This is a genomic window from Bacillus mycoides, assembly GCF_001757995.1.
GTDB lineage: Bacteria > Bacillota > Bacilli > Bacillales > Bacillaceae_G > Bacillus_A > Bacillus_A mycoides_B.
The window spans coordinates 148747-165709 of record NZ_LXLV01000025.1; the positions used below are offsets into that span (position 1 = coordinate 148747).

Genomic DNA, 16963 nt, shown 5'->3' on the forward strand with positions numbered 1-16963 from the left:
CAAAAAGGCAAATCAGACGGTCATTAACCTGATTTGTCTTTTTGTATTTTCTTAAATAAATTCTTATTTATAAAGTGTTATACGCTACGAAGTGTAAGAATTCTATAATTTTGTTACTAAATCAATTAAAATATTTGTAGAGAGGATGGTCCGTATTGATTCGAAGTTTCATTTTAAACATTCCTTGTCATAGACTACCGGAAAGGAGTTTTCTTAAACTACAAAAATACATGCCTTTATGTGCGCGATGCACAGGTATGTTTATTGGTTTATGTATGTTTCCAATTTACTTTTTAATAACACCTTCGTTTAGTCTCTCATTAATGCTATCCTTTTTTGCTCAAATTCCATTATTAATTGATGGATTCACCCAAAAGTGGAAATGGCGAAGCAGCACAAATTTGCTAAGAGTAACTACCGGCTTATTAAGCGGTAATGGTATGGGACTATTTATTGCATCTAGTATTATATGGATTACATCTTAAACCACATATCAACGGAGGTAGCTACTTACATGTTTTGGATTTACATAATTCTAATTTTTATATCAGGTGGAAGTGGAATTGGTTTTATCATTCATGAAAAATATATAGAAGCAACAATAGCTTTTGTTATTTGCCTATTATTTATGGTGCTACTATATTTTTATTTAAAAAGAAGCAAAAAAAAGAGAAATTTAGATTGTGACTTAATAGATTGTACCGATTGCTCAGATTGTGATTGTACTATCTAAACTTCTATGTATTTCTTTTTTATGAAAAGGATTATATATCGTTTCAGGTATGTAATCCTTTTTATTTTTTTTTAAAATTAGTTGGTCAAATAGGTGGAGAGTAAAGAACATGTACGATTTAACGCAATAATTAGAACTAAACATCTCTAAAAATATTAGAAATATAGGAATACGTTTATTGAATGGAGAACTTTAGTTTTGTATATAAAAGGAGGTGTTGTACTTGGAAGAGTATGATTGGAATAGTAAGCTAGAGTATTTAAGAAATACGAGAGATTTATATTATAACGATGATTATTTAAGTTTTTTAGTAAATACAGTTTGGAAGATTTCTGAGCCAGTACATATTGTTGATTACGGTTGTGGGTATGGCTACTTAGGTTTAATTTTGTTGCCGTTACTTCCAAATGGATCAAAGTATACAGGTATTGATAGCGGGGAAGCATTAATAGCTGAAGCGAGAGAGTTGTTTCGTTCGCTTCCATATGAATCAGAATTTATTGAAGAAGATGCTACAGAAATTGAATTGGAAAATAAATATGATATAGCTGTCAGTCATGCTTTCTTATTACATATGAATTCGCCCAAAACGATGTTGCAAAAAATGATAAATTCAATTAAGGAGGGAGGAAAGATAATATGTTTTGAGCCGAATTGGATTTCTAATATGTCCTCATACACGCTAGACAGATTAATTCAATCGGAAATTATCCAGCTTGGTGTTTTGCAGAAGTTATTTGAAGAAGATGCACACAGAAGTGGTAAAGATGGCAATATTGGCATGAAAATACCAATGTATTTAAGTGAATTAGGTGTTAAAAATATTGAATGTAGAGTAAGTGATAAAGTGAATTTTTTAGATCCTAATTTAAATCAAAATGATAAGCAAGGATTATATAATTCTCTAAAAGAAGAGGGGATTGCTAGTAATCCAGGTGAAAAACAACAATTTATAGACCGTTTAATGAGTCGGGGCTTAACATTTGCTGAAGCGCTCGCTCAATATGAAGCAGAACTACGATTTTTTGAAGTGTTTCATATACATTCTGCTTTGGTATATGCCCCTAATATGAAAATTACATACGGTGAAATAAGGAGATAAATTTAATGTTAGAAAAGTAGGGATATAATGAGAATTGCTACCCTCAACATTTGGAATCATCAAACTTTGTGGTCAGAGAGATTAGAGGCTATTTGTGAGGAAGTTCAAAATGTTGCTCCTCATATTCTTGCTCTACAGGAAGTTAGAAGTTGTGTTACTTATGGACCAAAGAAAAATGTTGCGCAGTATATAGCAGATCAAACTGGATATCCGGTTTGTGTATTTAAAGAGTATCCAGATTCTCCAGATGAAGGCCTAGCTTTTTTAAGTAAAATTCCTATCTTAGCTGAAGAAGCTATTTGGGAAACAGGTATAGAGGAATCGAATTATTGTGCCATTCGAATTATGTTAAAATATAAAGAGTATAAGCTCGGGATAACGAATGTTCATTTAAATTGGAAATCTAGTAAGGTAAGAAAAGAGCAAATGAATACCGTGAATAATTGGATTAAAAACAGAGGTAGTGGCTACGAATTATTATGTGGTGATTTTAATGATGATCCACATTCAGGGGTGCATCAATACTTAATAAGTAATCAATGGATAGATATGGCTCAGTTTAAAGAAAATCAAGATAACATTCGTGCTCAGCCAACTTTAGATTATGGAAAGAATACAAACTTAATAGGGGATGAAAAGCAAGGAGGACGATATGATTGGGTTATGATACAAGAAAATGACGCGTTTGAATTTCAAAATATAGAAAATATATCAATATTTGCAGGTTCAGTACTAACTTCATCATGCATATTCCCAAGTGATCATTACGGTGTTTTTGTGGATTTAAAATTTGATAAGTGAAACAACCTCGCTAATAGTATGAAATAGAAGATGGGATAATTGTCATTTTTGTCGGTAAATCGATATATCTTGTCGAATCGTTGATATAATTTCATCCACTGAATGAAGCCTCAAAAAAGAGGATAAAATCGATGTTCTAATAACACATGATATTTCATCAAATTAAACAAAATTCCCATAAAAATCAATGTTTTTAAGATATTTAGTTATAAACTTGAATAATATTAAATAATATCGTTCATTATATGAGGTTTTAGTTGAATGCATACTATATGATGTGTAAAATCTAAGCAAGTAGGTTAGAATACTGCTTGCAAATGGCAGTATAAATAATAATTTGAGGTGAATGCATGCTAGATTTTAAGCAATTAGAGATTTGTTTGAAAGAAAAGAGATTCCTAGATGGATTACATGAGATAAATAATGAAATTGCGCATATAAAAGAAACGAATAAGTTATCATACGTGAAGAAATGGCTTTCTAACGTCTCGTCAGCTAAGGAGTTTGATACATTAATTCGTCTTGCTGATGAAGGTTTGATGCATCAATATAGCTCCTTTTTAATTCGTTATACTTATAAAAAATTCCCAAATATGAGAACGCTCTCTTTATATTGTGATGAATTAATTGATGAGCGTAAAATCCTTGATGCTGAACAATTATTAAAAGATTCTTTGGAAAAGGTAAATGAAGAGGAAACTGATGCGGATGTTTTAACGAAAGCATACTTTACGTTAGTTAGATGTTTGCTAGATATGAAGCGAAATGAAGAGGCCTATGCCTATATGCAAAAGGCGGAAAAGCATAGTACGCGTGCAGTTTTTGATAAATGGGGTTACTTATATATACAGACTGGTGAGTGGGAGAAGGCAGAGGAACAACTTTTATCCGGTCAGCAGCATAAAGATTGTGAAGAGTTAGCTACGTACTTATTGGCGCAATTATATGCATATAAAGGTGACCAGCAGCGAGCATTACAACTCATTAATGATGCGATTGCAAAGTTCCCTCAAGTACCATATTTCTATTTTGAAAAAGTGAAATATTTATTAGATTTAGAGCGCTATGAAGAAATGTTAGCGGTAATAGATAAAATGAATCATATGCTTCCGCATCATGCATATACAACTTATTTTATACATTTACGTGCAGAAGCATTTTATAAAATGAATAATATTCACGATTTGCAAGCACTATTGAAAAGTGAAAAGAGTTTAAAAAATTCTCTATATCATCATATAGAAAAAAATCCTGATGGAAAAAAGGTGCGCTTACCGATAGTTCCGGTTGTACAAAAGGATAACTATTGCGTTCCGACTAGTTTGGAAATGATGTTAGGGGTATGGGGAGAAAAACGTACGCAAGATGAAATTGCACAACATATTTTTGATGTAACAGGTTCTAAGTTTTCAGATACAGTTACATATATAGAAGAGCAAGGTTACGAATATCGTTATTTTCAAGGGAATGAGGAAAATTATAAGAAATTACTCAATCAAGGTATTCCCGTTTTATTAAGTATAGATATTGAGCACGCTTCCCATGTACAAGTGCTTTCTGGTTATGACGATGTACTGCAAGCTTTTTATATTCAAGATCCGAATTTCTTGGAACCAATTCTTGTGGAATATGATAAGTTGCAAGAAAAATATCGTTATACAGATTGTTTAGCTATTACGTTTATACCAAAAGATAGAATAGAACAACTTTCATTTTTAAATGAGGAAGAACACATTTATTATAAAACAATCTTTTCACTTACAGATCATTTAGCTGAGCAAGATAAAGAGGGGATTGAAAAGTTAGTACTATTTTTAAAAGAAACAAGTGAAAATCCAAACACTTGGCTATATACGATTAAACATTTAGATGCTGAAGTAGATAAAGATTTTATTCAGTTTTGTATAGAAAAATTAATGGAAAAGTTTCCGAGCTCTGACTTTGTGAAATTGCATAGTGCACAGTGTTTTATTCGTCTGCAAGATATGGAAAAAGCAGGACATATGCTTCAAAGTGTGGAGAAGAAAAGCAATCAAGCGTTATATCATTTTATAAATGGACGTTATTCTTTTGAGCAAGATAATTATGCAGAAGCCATTGCTAGTTTTCGTTCATCATTACAATTGGATGCAGATCAACCAGTTGCGTGGAGTTTCTTAGCATTATCATACATGTATATGGATCAATCCGAAAAGGGGCTAGAGTATTCTCTAACAGCTATAGAACGTAGCCCAGAAAGGTTTACACTTGTAAATCACGGTTTAATTTTAATAGATTTAGAACGATATGAAGAAGCATATGGATTCTTTAATGATTTATTAAAAGAATATAAGTATGAAGCGCACATATGGTATGAACGTGCAAGATGTGCTCAGCATTTAGGAAAAGTGTATTTGGCGGTAAAAGGACTTAAAGTAGCAATTCAATTAGATAAAACGGCAGCGTATTTATATACGAAGCTTTCGGAAATCTATGAATCAGATTTGGATGATGGGAATAATGTGAAGGGAATTTTATTACAAGGAATTCAAAATTGTGAAGATCAGGCATCTTTATATGTTCGTTTAGGAGATGTGCATTTTCAAAATGATGAACTTGAAGAAGCGGAAACTATATATAAGCGTTCTTTAGAAGAAAATAATGAAGATGTATATGCCCATTTCGGTTTAACTCAAGTTTATATGGCAAAGGAACAATATAAGGATGCAAAAAACTATATTGTTAGTATTAATAAGCAATTTGAAGACAATCAAGATTTCCTTATGAATGCTGGCATGGTGCTATGGGATGCTGAAATTGCATTAGGTGGGGATGAAAAAGAGTTAAAACTTGCACTTTCTAAATTAGAGAGCGGTATACGAAGAGTATACGCTAATATAGCGACGGTGTTGGATGAGTATGTAAATCGAATAAAAGACACAGCTTTTGTGCAACGAGGCATAGCGTTTTTAAGAACGTTAGAAAAAGAGAAAACGGAAGTAATTGAATACGGTTGTTACGCTGGTGTTTTATATGAATCTATTGGACAGTATGATCAAGCAATGAAGAGATACAACAAGGCAATAGAACAAAAGAGAACTGCATTTCCATATTTTCGAATCGGCGAAACATATATGGTATTAGGACAATTGACAGAAGCAAAACAAGCGTATGAAACATGTTTGGAACTCAATGGGAATTTCACAGGTGTACATGTGCAACTAGCGGAAATATATGAAAAAGAAGAAAATAGTTATAAAGAACAAAGTCATATGGTCCAGGCAATGAAAGAAGAGCCTTTGCATATTAATATGGAATATTTGGCACAGCTTTCAGTAGATTTGAATCTTCATGAAGAATTGCTAGTTGAACTAGAACAATTAGCAGAAGAGGTACCAGAAATATGGCGTTTAGATGCAATTGCATATGTATATGGTGCGATGAATGAGGTAAATAAAGAAAAAGAATATATTGAATGCGCAATGAAAATAGATGAAGCGCATGTGGAAGTACTATATCATTATGCGAAAGTACTAGTTAAAAAGCAGAGTGCAGAAGCAATCGAAGTTGCGCTGAAAGTAATGCATAAAGATTTGGAAAGTGAACGTATATTTGGTGTGTACGTAAAAGCAATGGAGCAACATAAAAAAGTATCTCAAATAAGAGACGCACTTCATACGCTAAAGGTGAAAAAAGCAGAAAGAAGTACAGCGTTTGTGTATGCAGCTACTGCGGTTGCCGAAAGATTAGTAGAAAGGCAGCAAAATGAGCAACCGAAAAAATCTATATTTACAAGAGCATTTTATCGCATGAAAAATCGTGCGAAGGAAATTTCAATGATTACAGTTATTATCGATTTATTTGAAATCTCCTTAAAGTTAAATCCAAAAAATAGTATGGCAGCGCAGCGTTTTGCACTATTTTACGAGAATGCAGCGATGAATAAAGAAGCGATAGAGGTATTACAAACATCGTTAGAAAATAAGTGGGATTATGATGTAGCGAAGCAACTTGTAAATCTTTTCATTGAGTGTGAGGAAGAAGATATGTTACGAGATGCTTTTGAATTAACGAAACAAATGGTTCGAGAGCTACCGGATGATTATGATACTCTTCTTTTACAAGCGAATGTATTATGTAAGCTAGGCGAAGGAAGAAAAGCCGAAAAAATTTACTTGCAATTAATTGAGAAAACGCCATTTGTAAGTAGAGGATTCCTTGCTTTAGCAGAAGTATATCAAAGTCAAGAGAGGTATGAAGATGCGATTTATTTATTAGAAGATGCTTCTGTACATCATCCAAATGAAACGGCAATTCTTCTTGCTTTAGCATCTTCGTTTCATAGAGCTGGGCAAACGACAAAGGCAGAAAAAATAACAAGTGAAATATTAGCAATTGATGCTACTGACTTGTTAGCAAGATACGATCATGCTTGTTATTTAACATCATTAAACAGAAATGAAGAGGCAAGAGATGAACTTGAAATTGTGCTGCGTGAAGATGAAACAGGATTTTTCGCTGAACTTGCAGAGGAAGATGAAGATTTAGCAGGATTGCGAGAGTTTGAAAAGTAATTGTATAGGAATAGAGAAAAGGGGTATAAATAAAAATATGTTTTGAATTGGTTGACAATTAATTGCCCAATGGCATAAAATAACTTTTAATAAAGTATACAAATCTGAAGACGAGAAAGAGTAAAATAGTGAGCTGTTCCCCAGAGAGCCGGTGTATTGCTGAAAGTCGGTGTGCAGACGTTATTTGAAAATCATCTCCGAGGAGCCGTGGCTGAATAAAGTAAGCTCGGACGGATGTCTACCGTTACAAAGAACGCGTATGTTAGTACGTTGCTAAGTGCTATTAGTGAAAAGCTAATAGAATTAGGGTGGTAACGCGGGTAAACCCGTCCCTACTTCATAGGGACGGGTTTTTTGTGTGCTTTTTAAAAAATTCAAAGGAGTGATTGTACATGAAAAAAGTAGATGTAAAAGAGTCAGCTGTAGGGAGAGAAAAACGTATTCGTAAGCAGTGGAATGAACAAAGTATTTTCGAGCAATCAATTCAGAATCGAGAAGGTGCACAATCTTTTGTGTTTTATGAAGGGCCACCGACAGCGAACGGATTACCACACGTCGGCCATGCACTTGGGCGGGCGATTAAAGATTTAGTAGCGAGATATAAAACGATGGCTGGATATAAAGTGTTAAGAAAAGCCGGATGGGATACACATGGATTACCTGTAGAATTAGGTGTTGAAAAGCAACTTGGTATTTCAGGTAAACATGAAATCGAAGAGTATGGCATTGAACCATTTATTCAAAAGTGTAAAGAGAGTGTATTCACATATGAGAAGCAGTGGCGTGAATTTACGGAGAGTATTGGATATTGGGTGGATATGGATGATCCGTACGTTACTTTAGAGAATCCATATATCGAAAGTGTATGGAATATTTTAGGGACGATTCATGAAAAAGGCTTGTTATATAAAGGGCATAGAGTTTCACCGTACTGCCCAAGCTGTCAAACATCTCTTAGTTCACATGAAGTTGCACAAGGATATAAAACAGTGAAAGATTTAAGCGCGACAGTTAAGTTTAAAGTGAAAGATAGTGAAAATGAATATTTCCTTGGATGGACGACAACACCGTGGACACTTCCAGCGAATGTTGCACTTGCCGTACATCCAAATATGGAATACGTTAAAGCGAAACAAGAAGGATATGTATACATTGTTGCGAAAGAACGTGTACAAGAAGTACTAAAAGAAAACTATGAAGTACTATCTGTTCATAAAGGTGAAGAATTATTAAATACATCGTATACAGCACCGTTTCCGATGAAAGAAGTTACAAATGGATACCATGTTATTGCGGCAGATTTTGTAACTGCAGATAGTGGAACAGGACTCGTTCATATCGCTCCAGCATATGGGGAGGACGATTATAAAGTCGTTCAAAGTGAAGGGTTATCGTTCTTACATGTTGTAGATGAGAAAGGTGAGTATACAGAAGCAGTGCCCTTCTTAAAAGGAAAGTTTGTAAAAGGTTGTGACGTTGATATCGTTCGTTATTTAGCGAAGGAAGGTTTGCTGTATCATAAAGAAAAATATGAGCACAGCTATCCACATTGTTGGCGCTGTGATTCACCATTACTTTATTATGCAGGAGAAAGCTGGTTAATCCGAACAACTGAGATTAAAGAAACATTTTTACAAAATAATGATTCTGTTACGTGGTATCCAGACAATATGAAGCACGGACGCTTTGGTAAGTTTTTAGAAAATATGGTGGACTGGAATATTAGCCGGAATAGATATTGGGGAACACCGTTAAACGTATGGGAATGTGAAAGCTGCGATCATCAATTTTCACCGAAAAGCATTGCCGAATTAAGAAAGCGTAGTATGAAAGAAACACCTGAAGATTTAGAATTGCATAAGCCATATGTAGATGAAGTGCAAGTATGTTGTGAAAAATGCGGAAGTACAATGAATCGTACACCAGAAGTAATTGATGTTTGGTTTGATAGTGGTTCCATGCCTTTTGCGCAATATCATTACCCCTTTGAAAATAAAGAGTTGTTTGAAGAACAGTTTCCAGCAGATGTAATTGCAGAGGGAATTGATCAAACACGCGGCTGGTTTTATAGTTTATTAGCCGTATCAGCGCTATATACAGGGAAAGTACCATATAAACGAGTATTATCACTAGGGCATGTTCTAGATGAAGAAGGACAGAAAATGTCTAAAAGTAAAGGTAACGCGCTAGATCCGGCTGATTTAGTAGAGAAGTTTGGTGCGGATGCACTAAGATGGGCTCTTCTTGTTGATAGTGCGCCGTGGAATGCGAAGCGATTCTCTGAAAGAACAGTACAAGAAGCGAAATCTAAATTTGTAGATACGTTAGTCAATGTGTATAGTTTCTACGTCTTATATGCAAATTTAGATAACTATAGTTCAAAAGAAAATTATGAAATTAAACGTACGAAATTAGATGAATGGGTGTTATCAAGATTGCATAGCACAACGAGAAAGGTAAGAACTGCACTTGATGATTATCAATTCACAAATGCAGCTCGTGAAATTGCTGCTCTTGTAGATGAAGTGAGTAACTGGTATGTAAGACGTTCACGCAATCGTTTTTGGGAATCTGGTATGAATCCTGAAAAAGCAGCTGCGTATGAAACACTTCATGAAGTGCTTGTAACAATTAGTAAATTAATCGCACCATTTACACCGTTTGTAGCTGAGGATATTCATCTGAATTTAGAAGGAAGCAGCGTTCATTTAGCAGATTATCCGGTTGTAAACGAATCACTTATCCAGCCCCAGTTAGAAGCGGAAATGGATGCTGTTTTACAAGTTGTTGAACTTGGAAGAAGTAATCGTAATCAACATTCATTAAAAGTAAAACAGCCGTTAGCAGAGCTTGTATTACTTGAGCATAACGAAAATGATATCGATTGGGAATCATATCGTGATATCGTTATGGATGAGCTAAATGTGAAAGCATTCCATGTTGAACTCGATGAAACGAAGTATACATCCTATCAATTAAAGCTGAATTTTAAAACGGCGGGGCCGAAATTTGGTAAGAATGTGAATGCAGTAAATGGTTGGCTAAAACAATTATCACAAGAAGAAGTACAAAACTTTGTATCTACAGAAAGAGCAATTTACGAAGCAGCATCAGGAGATGAAGTAGTTGTAACGGCTGAAGATGTATTAGTAGAGAAAGTTGCGAAATCAGGATTCTCTAATACAACTAATGGACAATATACGGTTATGTTAGATACGAATGTAACTGAGGAATTGTTACAAGAAGGAGTAGCACGTGAATTTATTCGTGCAGTTCAAGAATATCGTAAGCAGTTGAATTTACCAGTTAACTTACGAGTTGATGTTACTCTTGATGTAGAAGATGAATTGCAGCATACATTAACGAACCATAAAGAGTTATTAGAAGAAAATTTACTCGTAAAACAATTTACGTTTCATGCATTAACGAAAGAAGATGATGAGCTTTCATTAGGTGAGACAAAAGTTCGCATCAAACTGAGCCCAGCAAATTAAATGAAAAGGAAGTTGGAATCATTCCAACTTCCTTTTTGTATGATGGGAAATTATCCGGCTAATTTCCACATAATCGATTCGATAGGGCCTCTAGAAAATTTCTTTCTCCAAAACACGCTAAATAAAATACTGAAAATGAAAAATCCAGTAGCAAATAGTAAAACGAATAATAGTGTTTAATGTGCCATTAAACAGTATAGGGTTCAGGGAATGAACAAAGAAATATATTGCTAAAGTATTGTTCTCGTTTTACAAATAAATATTGAGAAAATTTCACTTACCCAAAATGTAAAGGTAATAGAATTGTTTGTATAGAATTACTCGTAGATTCACTTTATTTCGTTACTTGTGGACAGTAATAGCCTTATAGGAATGGGGTAAAGGGTTCAATTTATTAGGGGGAGTGGTTTTATGTTAAACAAAAAAATGGTGGCAATGGCAATGACTGTACCATTAGTAATGGGGACAATTTCCACAGTTTCAGCATTGGAAAAACAACAGCAAGTAAAGCTAGAAGCTTATTCACCACAGAAAAAAGCAATTGAATATTTAAAAGGACATGCTACGGAATATGGATTGAAGGCGGACCTTTCAGACTTACAATATATTTCTACAACAGAAACATCAGTAGCTTCATATGTTAGGTTCCAACAAGTAGTTAATGGTGCTCCTGTATTTTCAAAACAAATTACAGTTACTCTTAACGGTGAGGGAAAAGGATTACTTGCCGTTTCTGATTATCAGCCTGTTACAGGTGTGAAGGAAGTTACGAAAAAAATTAGTGAAAAAGATGCAGAACAAAAATCGATGGCGTATGTTGGAGGAGAAAGTGAGCAAAATCTATGGGCTCCTACAGAAAAAGAATTCGGATATATTGTTGAAGAAGGTGTCGCTCTTCCAGTATATAAAGTGGTAGTCCATTCTAATAATCCATTCGGTGCATGGGAAACATTCATTGATGCAGAAAATGGAAAGTTAATTAAAAAGGTTGATATAAACCGAAAAGCAGAAGGAACAGGAAAAGTATTTTTACCTAATCCTGTCGTATCTAGTGGTAGTAAAACAGGATTAAAGGATAGTAATGATGCAGATTCAACAGCACTAACGAATCAATTGAAAACTGTTACGTTAAAAGGTTTAGATGGTACAGGATTTTTAATTGGTGAGTATGTAACAATTTCTTCAAAAGCGAAGACGAAATCTACAAACTTACAATTTAACTTTACACGTGCAAATGATAGTTTTGAAGATGTTATGTCATATTATCATATTGATACATTACAGCGTTACATTCAAGGATTAGGCATTAACAATATTAATAATCGTTCTATTAAAGTGAATGTAAATGGTACAACTGATGATAACTCATTTTATTCACCATCAACGAAAGCTTTAACTTTCGGTACTGGCGGAGTAGATGATGCAGAAGATGCGGGCATTATCGCGCATGAATATGGACATTCTATTCAAGATAATCAAGTACCAGGCTTCGGAAGTTCACCAGAAGGTGGAGCGATGGGAGAAGGGTTTGGAGACTTCTTAGGTGCTACTTATGAAGATGCAGTATCGACAACAGGTTACGGTAAAGCATGTATTGGAGAATGGGATGCGACCGCTTATTCTAGTTCGGATCCGACGTGCTTACGCCGATTAGATACGAATAAAGTATACCCGAAAGATATAACGAGTGAAGTGCATAATGATGGAGAAATTTGGGCTCAAGGCCAATACGAAATGGCACAGGCTTTTGGCCGTGATGTAGCAACAAAAATTATTTTACAATCACATTGGTCATTAACGCCAAATGCGAAATTCCGTGATGGAGCGAAAGCGATTAAGCAAGCAGATGCTCTTTTATACGGCGGACAACACGCGGCTGAAATTGATCGCATTTGGGCAGCGAGAGGAATTAGTACGAATTAATTAAAAAAGTCGTGGCTTTTATAAGCCACGACTTTTTAATTTACATAAGAACTGGTACTAGTAAATTAAGCTATATCAATGATAGTGTGAATATATTCTCATGCCATTTACTTTTTTGTTTCTTTAAAAACAAAATGCTCTTTAAATTTTCTAGATTCAAATTTTTGACCGTTTCTCATGGAGAGGAAAGGATGTTCTTGCCACGTAATGATCACGTCAATCTTATCCGATTTTGTAGAAACTGAAAAATTAGCGTGTTCAAATCCAGTTTTTCCGCCCGCTAGACGACTTTCTTTTAGGGAAAAGAGTTCATATTTTGTTTTCGTATGTGGTTCATTCCGAAAAACTTCAACTTGTACATTATACACTTCACTTTTCCCGAGATTTTTTACAGAGAAATGATATGTTTGAAATACACCTTTTTTGGGTTGCAACAATTTTTTACTCGTTCTTTTTACTTCATCAATATTCACTTGCCATTGATCAGAGTTTTGAGAGATTGGTAAAGATTTTGGTGAATAGGCATATGTTTCATTTACAACAATAAGGCAAAACAAAAGGAGAAAGAAACTAATTGCTTTTTTCATATGTACACCTCCGATAAAACTTTAATAATAATATGCGTGGGAAACGTGTAATTTATGTAATAAAATGGAAAAACAAGTTCGATTGAAAGAATTTGAGAAGGATAAAATATTTCTAAGCTGTCAAATGATAATTGTATAGAGTTCAATGTTCATATTACATACCTTTAGAAGGGGCCTGTTTAGTGAGAAATCGCAATATTTTCCTAAAAAGGCTTGCGTTTTATAAAATAAAGAGATAGAATACTCTGTAAATATAAAAAGTGATGATTAGGAAAAGTACATGATGCATGGGTCTACAGAGAGCAATCGGTTGCTGGGAAGATTGCGATACCGCATGATGGAAAGACGCCTGTGAGTGTTGCTTTGAACGTGATTATTAGTAAAAGCAAACGGTACCTACCGTTATCAGGACTGAGATGGTCATTGTGACAATTTGGGTGGTACCGCGGAAAAAATCCGTCCCTATTTTTAGGGGCGGATTTTTGTATTCTTTGAAAGGAGGTGAGTGACCGTGGATGATGACGATGACAACAATAATGTAAATAAATATAAAATTATTGGAGGGAAATATAATGGATCAAATAATGAAGCGTTCACTCACACGAGAATGTACGGAGCATAGCGGAAAGATTGTATTACTACAAGGGTGGGTAAAAAAGATTCGTCATCTAGGTAATGTTAGTTTTTTATTATTACGGGACCGAACGGGAGTTATTCAATGTGTATTAGAAAACGAGTTAGCTGGATACAAAGTAGATGTTGAAAGTGTCGTCGAAGTAATTGGTGAAATAGTAGAGACAACGAAAACAGAATTAGGTATTGAAGTACTTGCGCGTGAAGTGAAAGTATTAAATGGTGCAGAACCACTTCCATTTGAAATAAATAAAAAGAAGTTACAAGTTGGTTTAGATCAACTGTTGAATGAGCGGGTATTATCATTAAGACATGAGCGAATCGCTGCGATTTTTAAAGTGAAATCTACACTCGTTCAAAGCTTTAGTGAATTTCTAATAGAGAACGATTTCACACGTGTATTTACTCCGAAAATTGTCTCGCAAGGGGCAGAAGGAGGAGCAAATGTTTTTAAGCTTCCATATTTCCAAAAAGAAGCGTATTTAGCTCAATCACCACAATTTTATAAACAAATGATGGTAGCAGGAGGACTCGAACGTGTTTTTGAAATTGCTCCTGTGTACCGGGCTGAACATCATAACTCTTCACGACATTTAAATGAATATATATCGTTAGACGTAGAACTTGGATTTATTCATGATTTTCATGAAGTGATGCAATTAGAAACGGATGTTTTACGATATATGTTTCAACAAGTAGGAGAAACATGCGAGAAAGAACTACAACTATTACAAATAGAAGTACCTGTCATTACTGAAATACTGAAAATCACATTGTCAGAAGCACAAGAGATCTTGAAAAGTAAGTATCGTAAAGAATCACCGATTGGGGATTTAGATACAGAAGGTGAAAAGTTACTAGGGAAATATGTGAAAGAAACATATTATAGTGAATTTGTATTCATTACACATTATCCGAAAGAAGCGAGACCAATGTATACGATGCCAAATAAAGAGAACTCAGTTATTACTGATTCTTTTGACTTATTGTATAAAGGGCTAGAGATTACGTCAGGGGCACAGCGAATTCATAACTATGACATGTTACTTGCATCGTTTAAAGAAAAAGGATTGCATCCAGAGAAATTTCAATCTTATTTAAATACATTCCGATACGGTTGTCCACCACATGGTGGTTTTGGGATAGGATTAGAAAGGGTTGTATATAAACTTTTAGAATTAACAAACGTACGAGAGGCGAGTGCTTTTCCGAGAGATTGTACACGTCTTATACCATAAAAAAGCACCTTCGCGATTATCGCGAAGATGCTTTTTTACTGTTCTTTCATTTTTACATTGAAAGTTTATAAAAATCCTTTTCGACAAAAAAATAATATATCCCTTGACAGTTACAAATATAACCGATATACTTCATATTAATTTCAAAAGAAAATATATTCTAAATATTAAAATGTGTTGAATAGGAGTAGTAAGGTCATGTATTTGTACAGAGAGCTATGGGTTGGTGCGACATAGTCAAATGACATCCTGAACTCGCCTAGGAGCAGTAAGGTGGAACGGAATCACATTCTTAGTAAATCTTAACGGTTAACCTTCGATATTAGGTTAGTAATCAAACGATTACTACTAAGGTGGATTCATAATGGAATCAATAAGGGTGGTACCGCGTTAAGTAAATGGCTTAGCGTCTCTTTATATAAAGAGACGCTAGGCCATTTTTTATTATATAGGAAGAAATGGAGGTTTTATTCAGATTGATCAATAATATTTATTTATTAATATAAAATGATTTTAATTGGAGGAAAATAGGATGAAACAGACGGAGCAATGGACTTCGAAATTAGGATTTATAATGGCTGCAGCAGGATCAGCAATTGGACTTGGCGCAATATGGAAATTTCCTTATATCGCTGGGAAGAGCGGAGGAGGAGCATTCTTTTTAATCTTTATATTATTTACTGTATTAATTGGACTACCGCTACTTATAGCTGAATTTATGATTGGACGCAGTACACAGAAACAAGCAGTCGGAGCATTTAAAAGTATCGCACCAAATACAGGATGGCACTGGATTGGACGTCTTGGCGTTGGAACTTGTTTTATATTACTTTCGTTTTATAGTGTTGTAGGTGGATGGGTATTAATTTATTTATTCAGAGGAGTAACTGGACAACTTATTACTCCGGGACAAAATTACGGTTTGTTATTTACTGAAACAATTGGAAATCCCGCTTGGGCTATTATGGGACATTTCGCTTTTATGTTCATTACGATATGGGTTGTATCAAAAGGTGTACAAAATGGAATTGAAAAAGCAAGTAAATATATGCTACCAGCATTGTTCGTTTTATTTGTCGCTCTTATTATTCGTTCATTAACACTGGATAATGCGATGGAAGGTGTGAAGTTTTTCTTACAACCAGATTTCTCGAAGATTACTTCAGAAAGTATTTTGTTCGCAATGGGGCAATCATTCTTTGCGATTAGTATCGGAATTTCAATTATGGTTACGTATAGTTCGTATTTAAATAAAAAAGAAAGTTTACCAAAATCAGCAGTTACGATTGTCGGATTGAATTTATTCGTTTCTTTATTCGCAGGTCTTGCTATTTTCCCAGCAGTATTTTCATTAGGAATGGAGCCAACTGAAGGACCTGGATTACTATTTATCGTATTACCATCAGTATTTAGTCAAATTCCATTCGGTGGAGTTTTCTTAACGGTATTTCTTGCGCTATTTACATTTGCGACATTAACATCGGCATTTTCTCTACTAGAGACGGTCGTGTCAGCATTAGCAAATGGTGAACAAGAAAGAAGAAATAAACTATCATGGATCATCGGTTTCTGCATTTTCCTAGTAGGTATACCATCTGCGTTATCATTTGGAGTATGGAGTGATATTACGATTTTTGGGAAGAATATTTTTGATGCAGTAGACTTCTTATCTAGTAATATATTAATGCCACTTGGAGCATTGTTTATCAGTATTTTCGTATCGTTTAAAATGGAGAAGAAAGTGCTAGAAGCAGAATTTTTTGTAGGTGGAAATTACGGAAAGAAAGTGTTTACTATCTGGGTATTTTTACTTCGATTTATAGCTCCACTTGCAATAGTCATCGTCTTTTTAAATGTAATAGGGATTATTTAAGTTTAAATGTTATAATATTCAGTAAA

General features: G+C 34.5%; 10 protein-coding genes, 1 pseudogene and 3 other annotated features. Of the genes and pseudogenes, 9 read left to right on the forward strand and 2 right to left on the reverse strand.

Features of this window, described 5'->3' with window-relative positions:
* Positions 1–155: 155 nt before the first annotated feature.
* From BWGOE10_RS29785 to ileS, 6 genes are all read left to right on the forward strand, one after another.
* Entirely contained in the window at positions 156–485 is a 330-nt protein-coding gene (locus BWGOE10_RS29785) for a DUF2085 domain-containing protein (RefSeq protein ID WP_078205517.1), read from the forward strand.
* Positions 486–514: 29 nt separating this feature from the next.
* Entirely contained in the window at positions 515–733 is a 219-nt protein-coding gene (locus BWGOE10_RS10555) for a hypothetical protein (protein WP_070142341.1), read from the forward strand.
* Positions 734–956: 223 nt separating this feature from the next.
* Positions 957–1835, forward strand: coding sequence for a class I SAM-dependent methyltransferase (locus BWGOE10_RS10560; protein WP_070142343.1), 879 nt, complete (start codon positions 957–959; stop codon positions 1833–1835).
* 27 nt (positions 1836–1862) lie between these two features.
* Positions 1863–2636: an endonuclease/exonuclease/phosphatase family protein gene (locus tag BWGOE10_RS10565; protein ID WP_070142344.1), complete on the forward strand. Its 774-nt coding sequence runs from the start codon at positions 1863–1865 to the stop codon at positions 2634–2636.
* A 350-nt stretch (positions 2637–2986) separates the two neighbouring features.
* Positions 2987–7189 (forward strand): tetratricopeptide repeat protein, encoded by a 4203-nt coding sequence (locus BWGOE10_RS10570; RefSeq protein WP_070142347.1) that lies wholly within the window; start codon positions 2987–2989, stop codon positions 7187–7189.
* Between the two features lie 98 nt (positions 7190–7287).
* Positions 7288–7526: a binding site (T-box leader), on the forward strand.
* 55 nt (positions 7527–7581) lie between these two features.
* On the forward strand, positions 7582–10683 hold the full coding sequence (gene ileS, locus BWGOE10_RS10575; protein WP_070142349.1) for an isoleucine--tRNA ligase: 3102 nt from the start codon (positions 7582–7584) through the stop codon (positions 10681–10683).
* Between the two features lie 50 nt (positions 10684–10733).
* On the opposite strand, the pseudogene BWGOE10_RS29790 reads toward ileS, so the two are convergent.
* A pseudogene (locus tag BWGOE10_RS29790) lies at positions 10734–10859 on the reverse strand (DUF418 domain-containing protein); the annotation flags it as partial.
* A gap of 235 nt (positions 10860–11094) precedes the next feature.
* Between BWGOE10_RS29790 and BWGOE10_RS10580 the strand changes: the two are divergent.
* Complete coding sequence (locus BWGOE10_RS10580; RefSeq protein ID WP_070142351.1) at positions 11095–12606, forward strand: M36 family metallopeptidase; 1512 nt, start codon at positions 11095–11097, stop codon at positions 12604–12606.
* Positions 12607–12713: 107 nt separating this feature from the next.
* On the opposite strand, the gene BWGOE10_RS10585 is transcribed toward BWGOE10_RS10580, so the two are convergent.
* Positions 12714–13193, reverse strand: coding sequence for a hypothetical protein (locus BWGOE10_RS10585; RefSeq protein WP_070142353.1), 480 nt, complete (start codon positions 13191–13193; stop codon positions 12714–12716).
* Between the two features lie 254 nt (positions 13194–13447).
* Positions 13448–13660: a binding site (T-box leader), on the forward strand.
* A 105-nt stretch (positions 13661–13765) separates the two neighbouring features.
* On the opposite strand from BWGOE10_RS10585, the gene aspS reads away from it, so the two are divergent.
* Together aspS and BWGOE10_RS10595 are read left to right on the forward strand one after the other, a co-directional pair.
* Positions 13766–15064, forward strand: a complete 1299-nt coding sequence (aspS, locus tag BWGOE10_RS10590; protein WP_070142355.1) for an aspartate--tRNA(Asn) ligase — start codon at positions 13766–13768, stop codon at positions 15062–15064.
* A gap of 168 nt (positions 15065–15232) precedes the next feature.
* Positions 15233–15481 (forward strand) — a binding site (T-box leader).
* A gap of 115 nt (positions 15482–15596) precedes the next feature.
* Positions 15597–16937, forward strand: a complete 1341-nt coding sequence (locus BWGOE10_RS10595) for a sodium-dependent transporter (protein WP_070142357.1) — start codon at positions 15597–15599, stop codon at positions 16935–16937.
* Positions 16938–16963 lie beyond the last annotated feature (26 nt).

Bases quoted from the DNA above. Each gene is read 5' to 3' on its own strand.
- BWGOE10_RS10570 (WP_070142347.1), top strand. From the start codon at position 2,987: ATGCTAGATTTTAAGCAATTAGAGATTTGTTTGAAAGAAAAGAGATTC.
- BWGOE10_RS10555 (WP_070142341.1), top strand. From the start codon at position 515: ATGTTTTGGATTTACATAATTCTAATTTTTATATCAGGTGGAAGTGGA.
- aspS (WP_070142355.1), top strand. From the start codon at position 13,766: ATGGATCAAATAATGAAGCGTTCACTCACACGAGAATGTACGGAGCAT.
- BWGOE10_RS10580 (WP_070142351.1), top strand. From the start codon at position 11,095: ATGTTAAACAAAAAAATGGTGGCAATGGCAATGACTGTACCATTAGTA.
- BWGOE10_RS10585 (WP_070142353.1), bottom strand. From the start codon at position 13,193: ATGAAAAAAGCAATTAGTTTCTTTCTCCTTTTGTTTTGCCTTATTGTT.
- ileS (WP_070142349.1), top strand. From the start codon at position 7,582: ATGAAAAAAGTAGATGTAAAAGAGTCAGCTGTAGGGAGAGAAAAACGT.
- BWGOE10_RS10565 (WP_070142344.1), top strand. From the start codon at position 1,863: ATGAGAATTGCTACCCTCAACATTTGGAATCATCAAACTTTGTGGTCA.
- BWGOE10_RS10595 (WP_070142357.1), top strand. From the start codon at position 15,597: ATGAAACAGACGGAGCAATGGACTTCGAAATTAGGATTTATAATGGCT.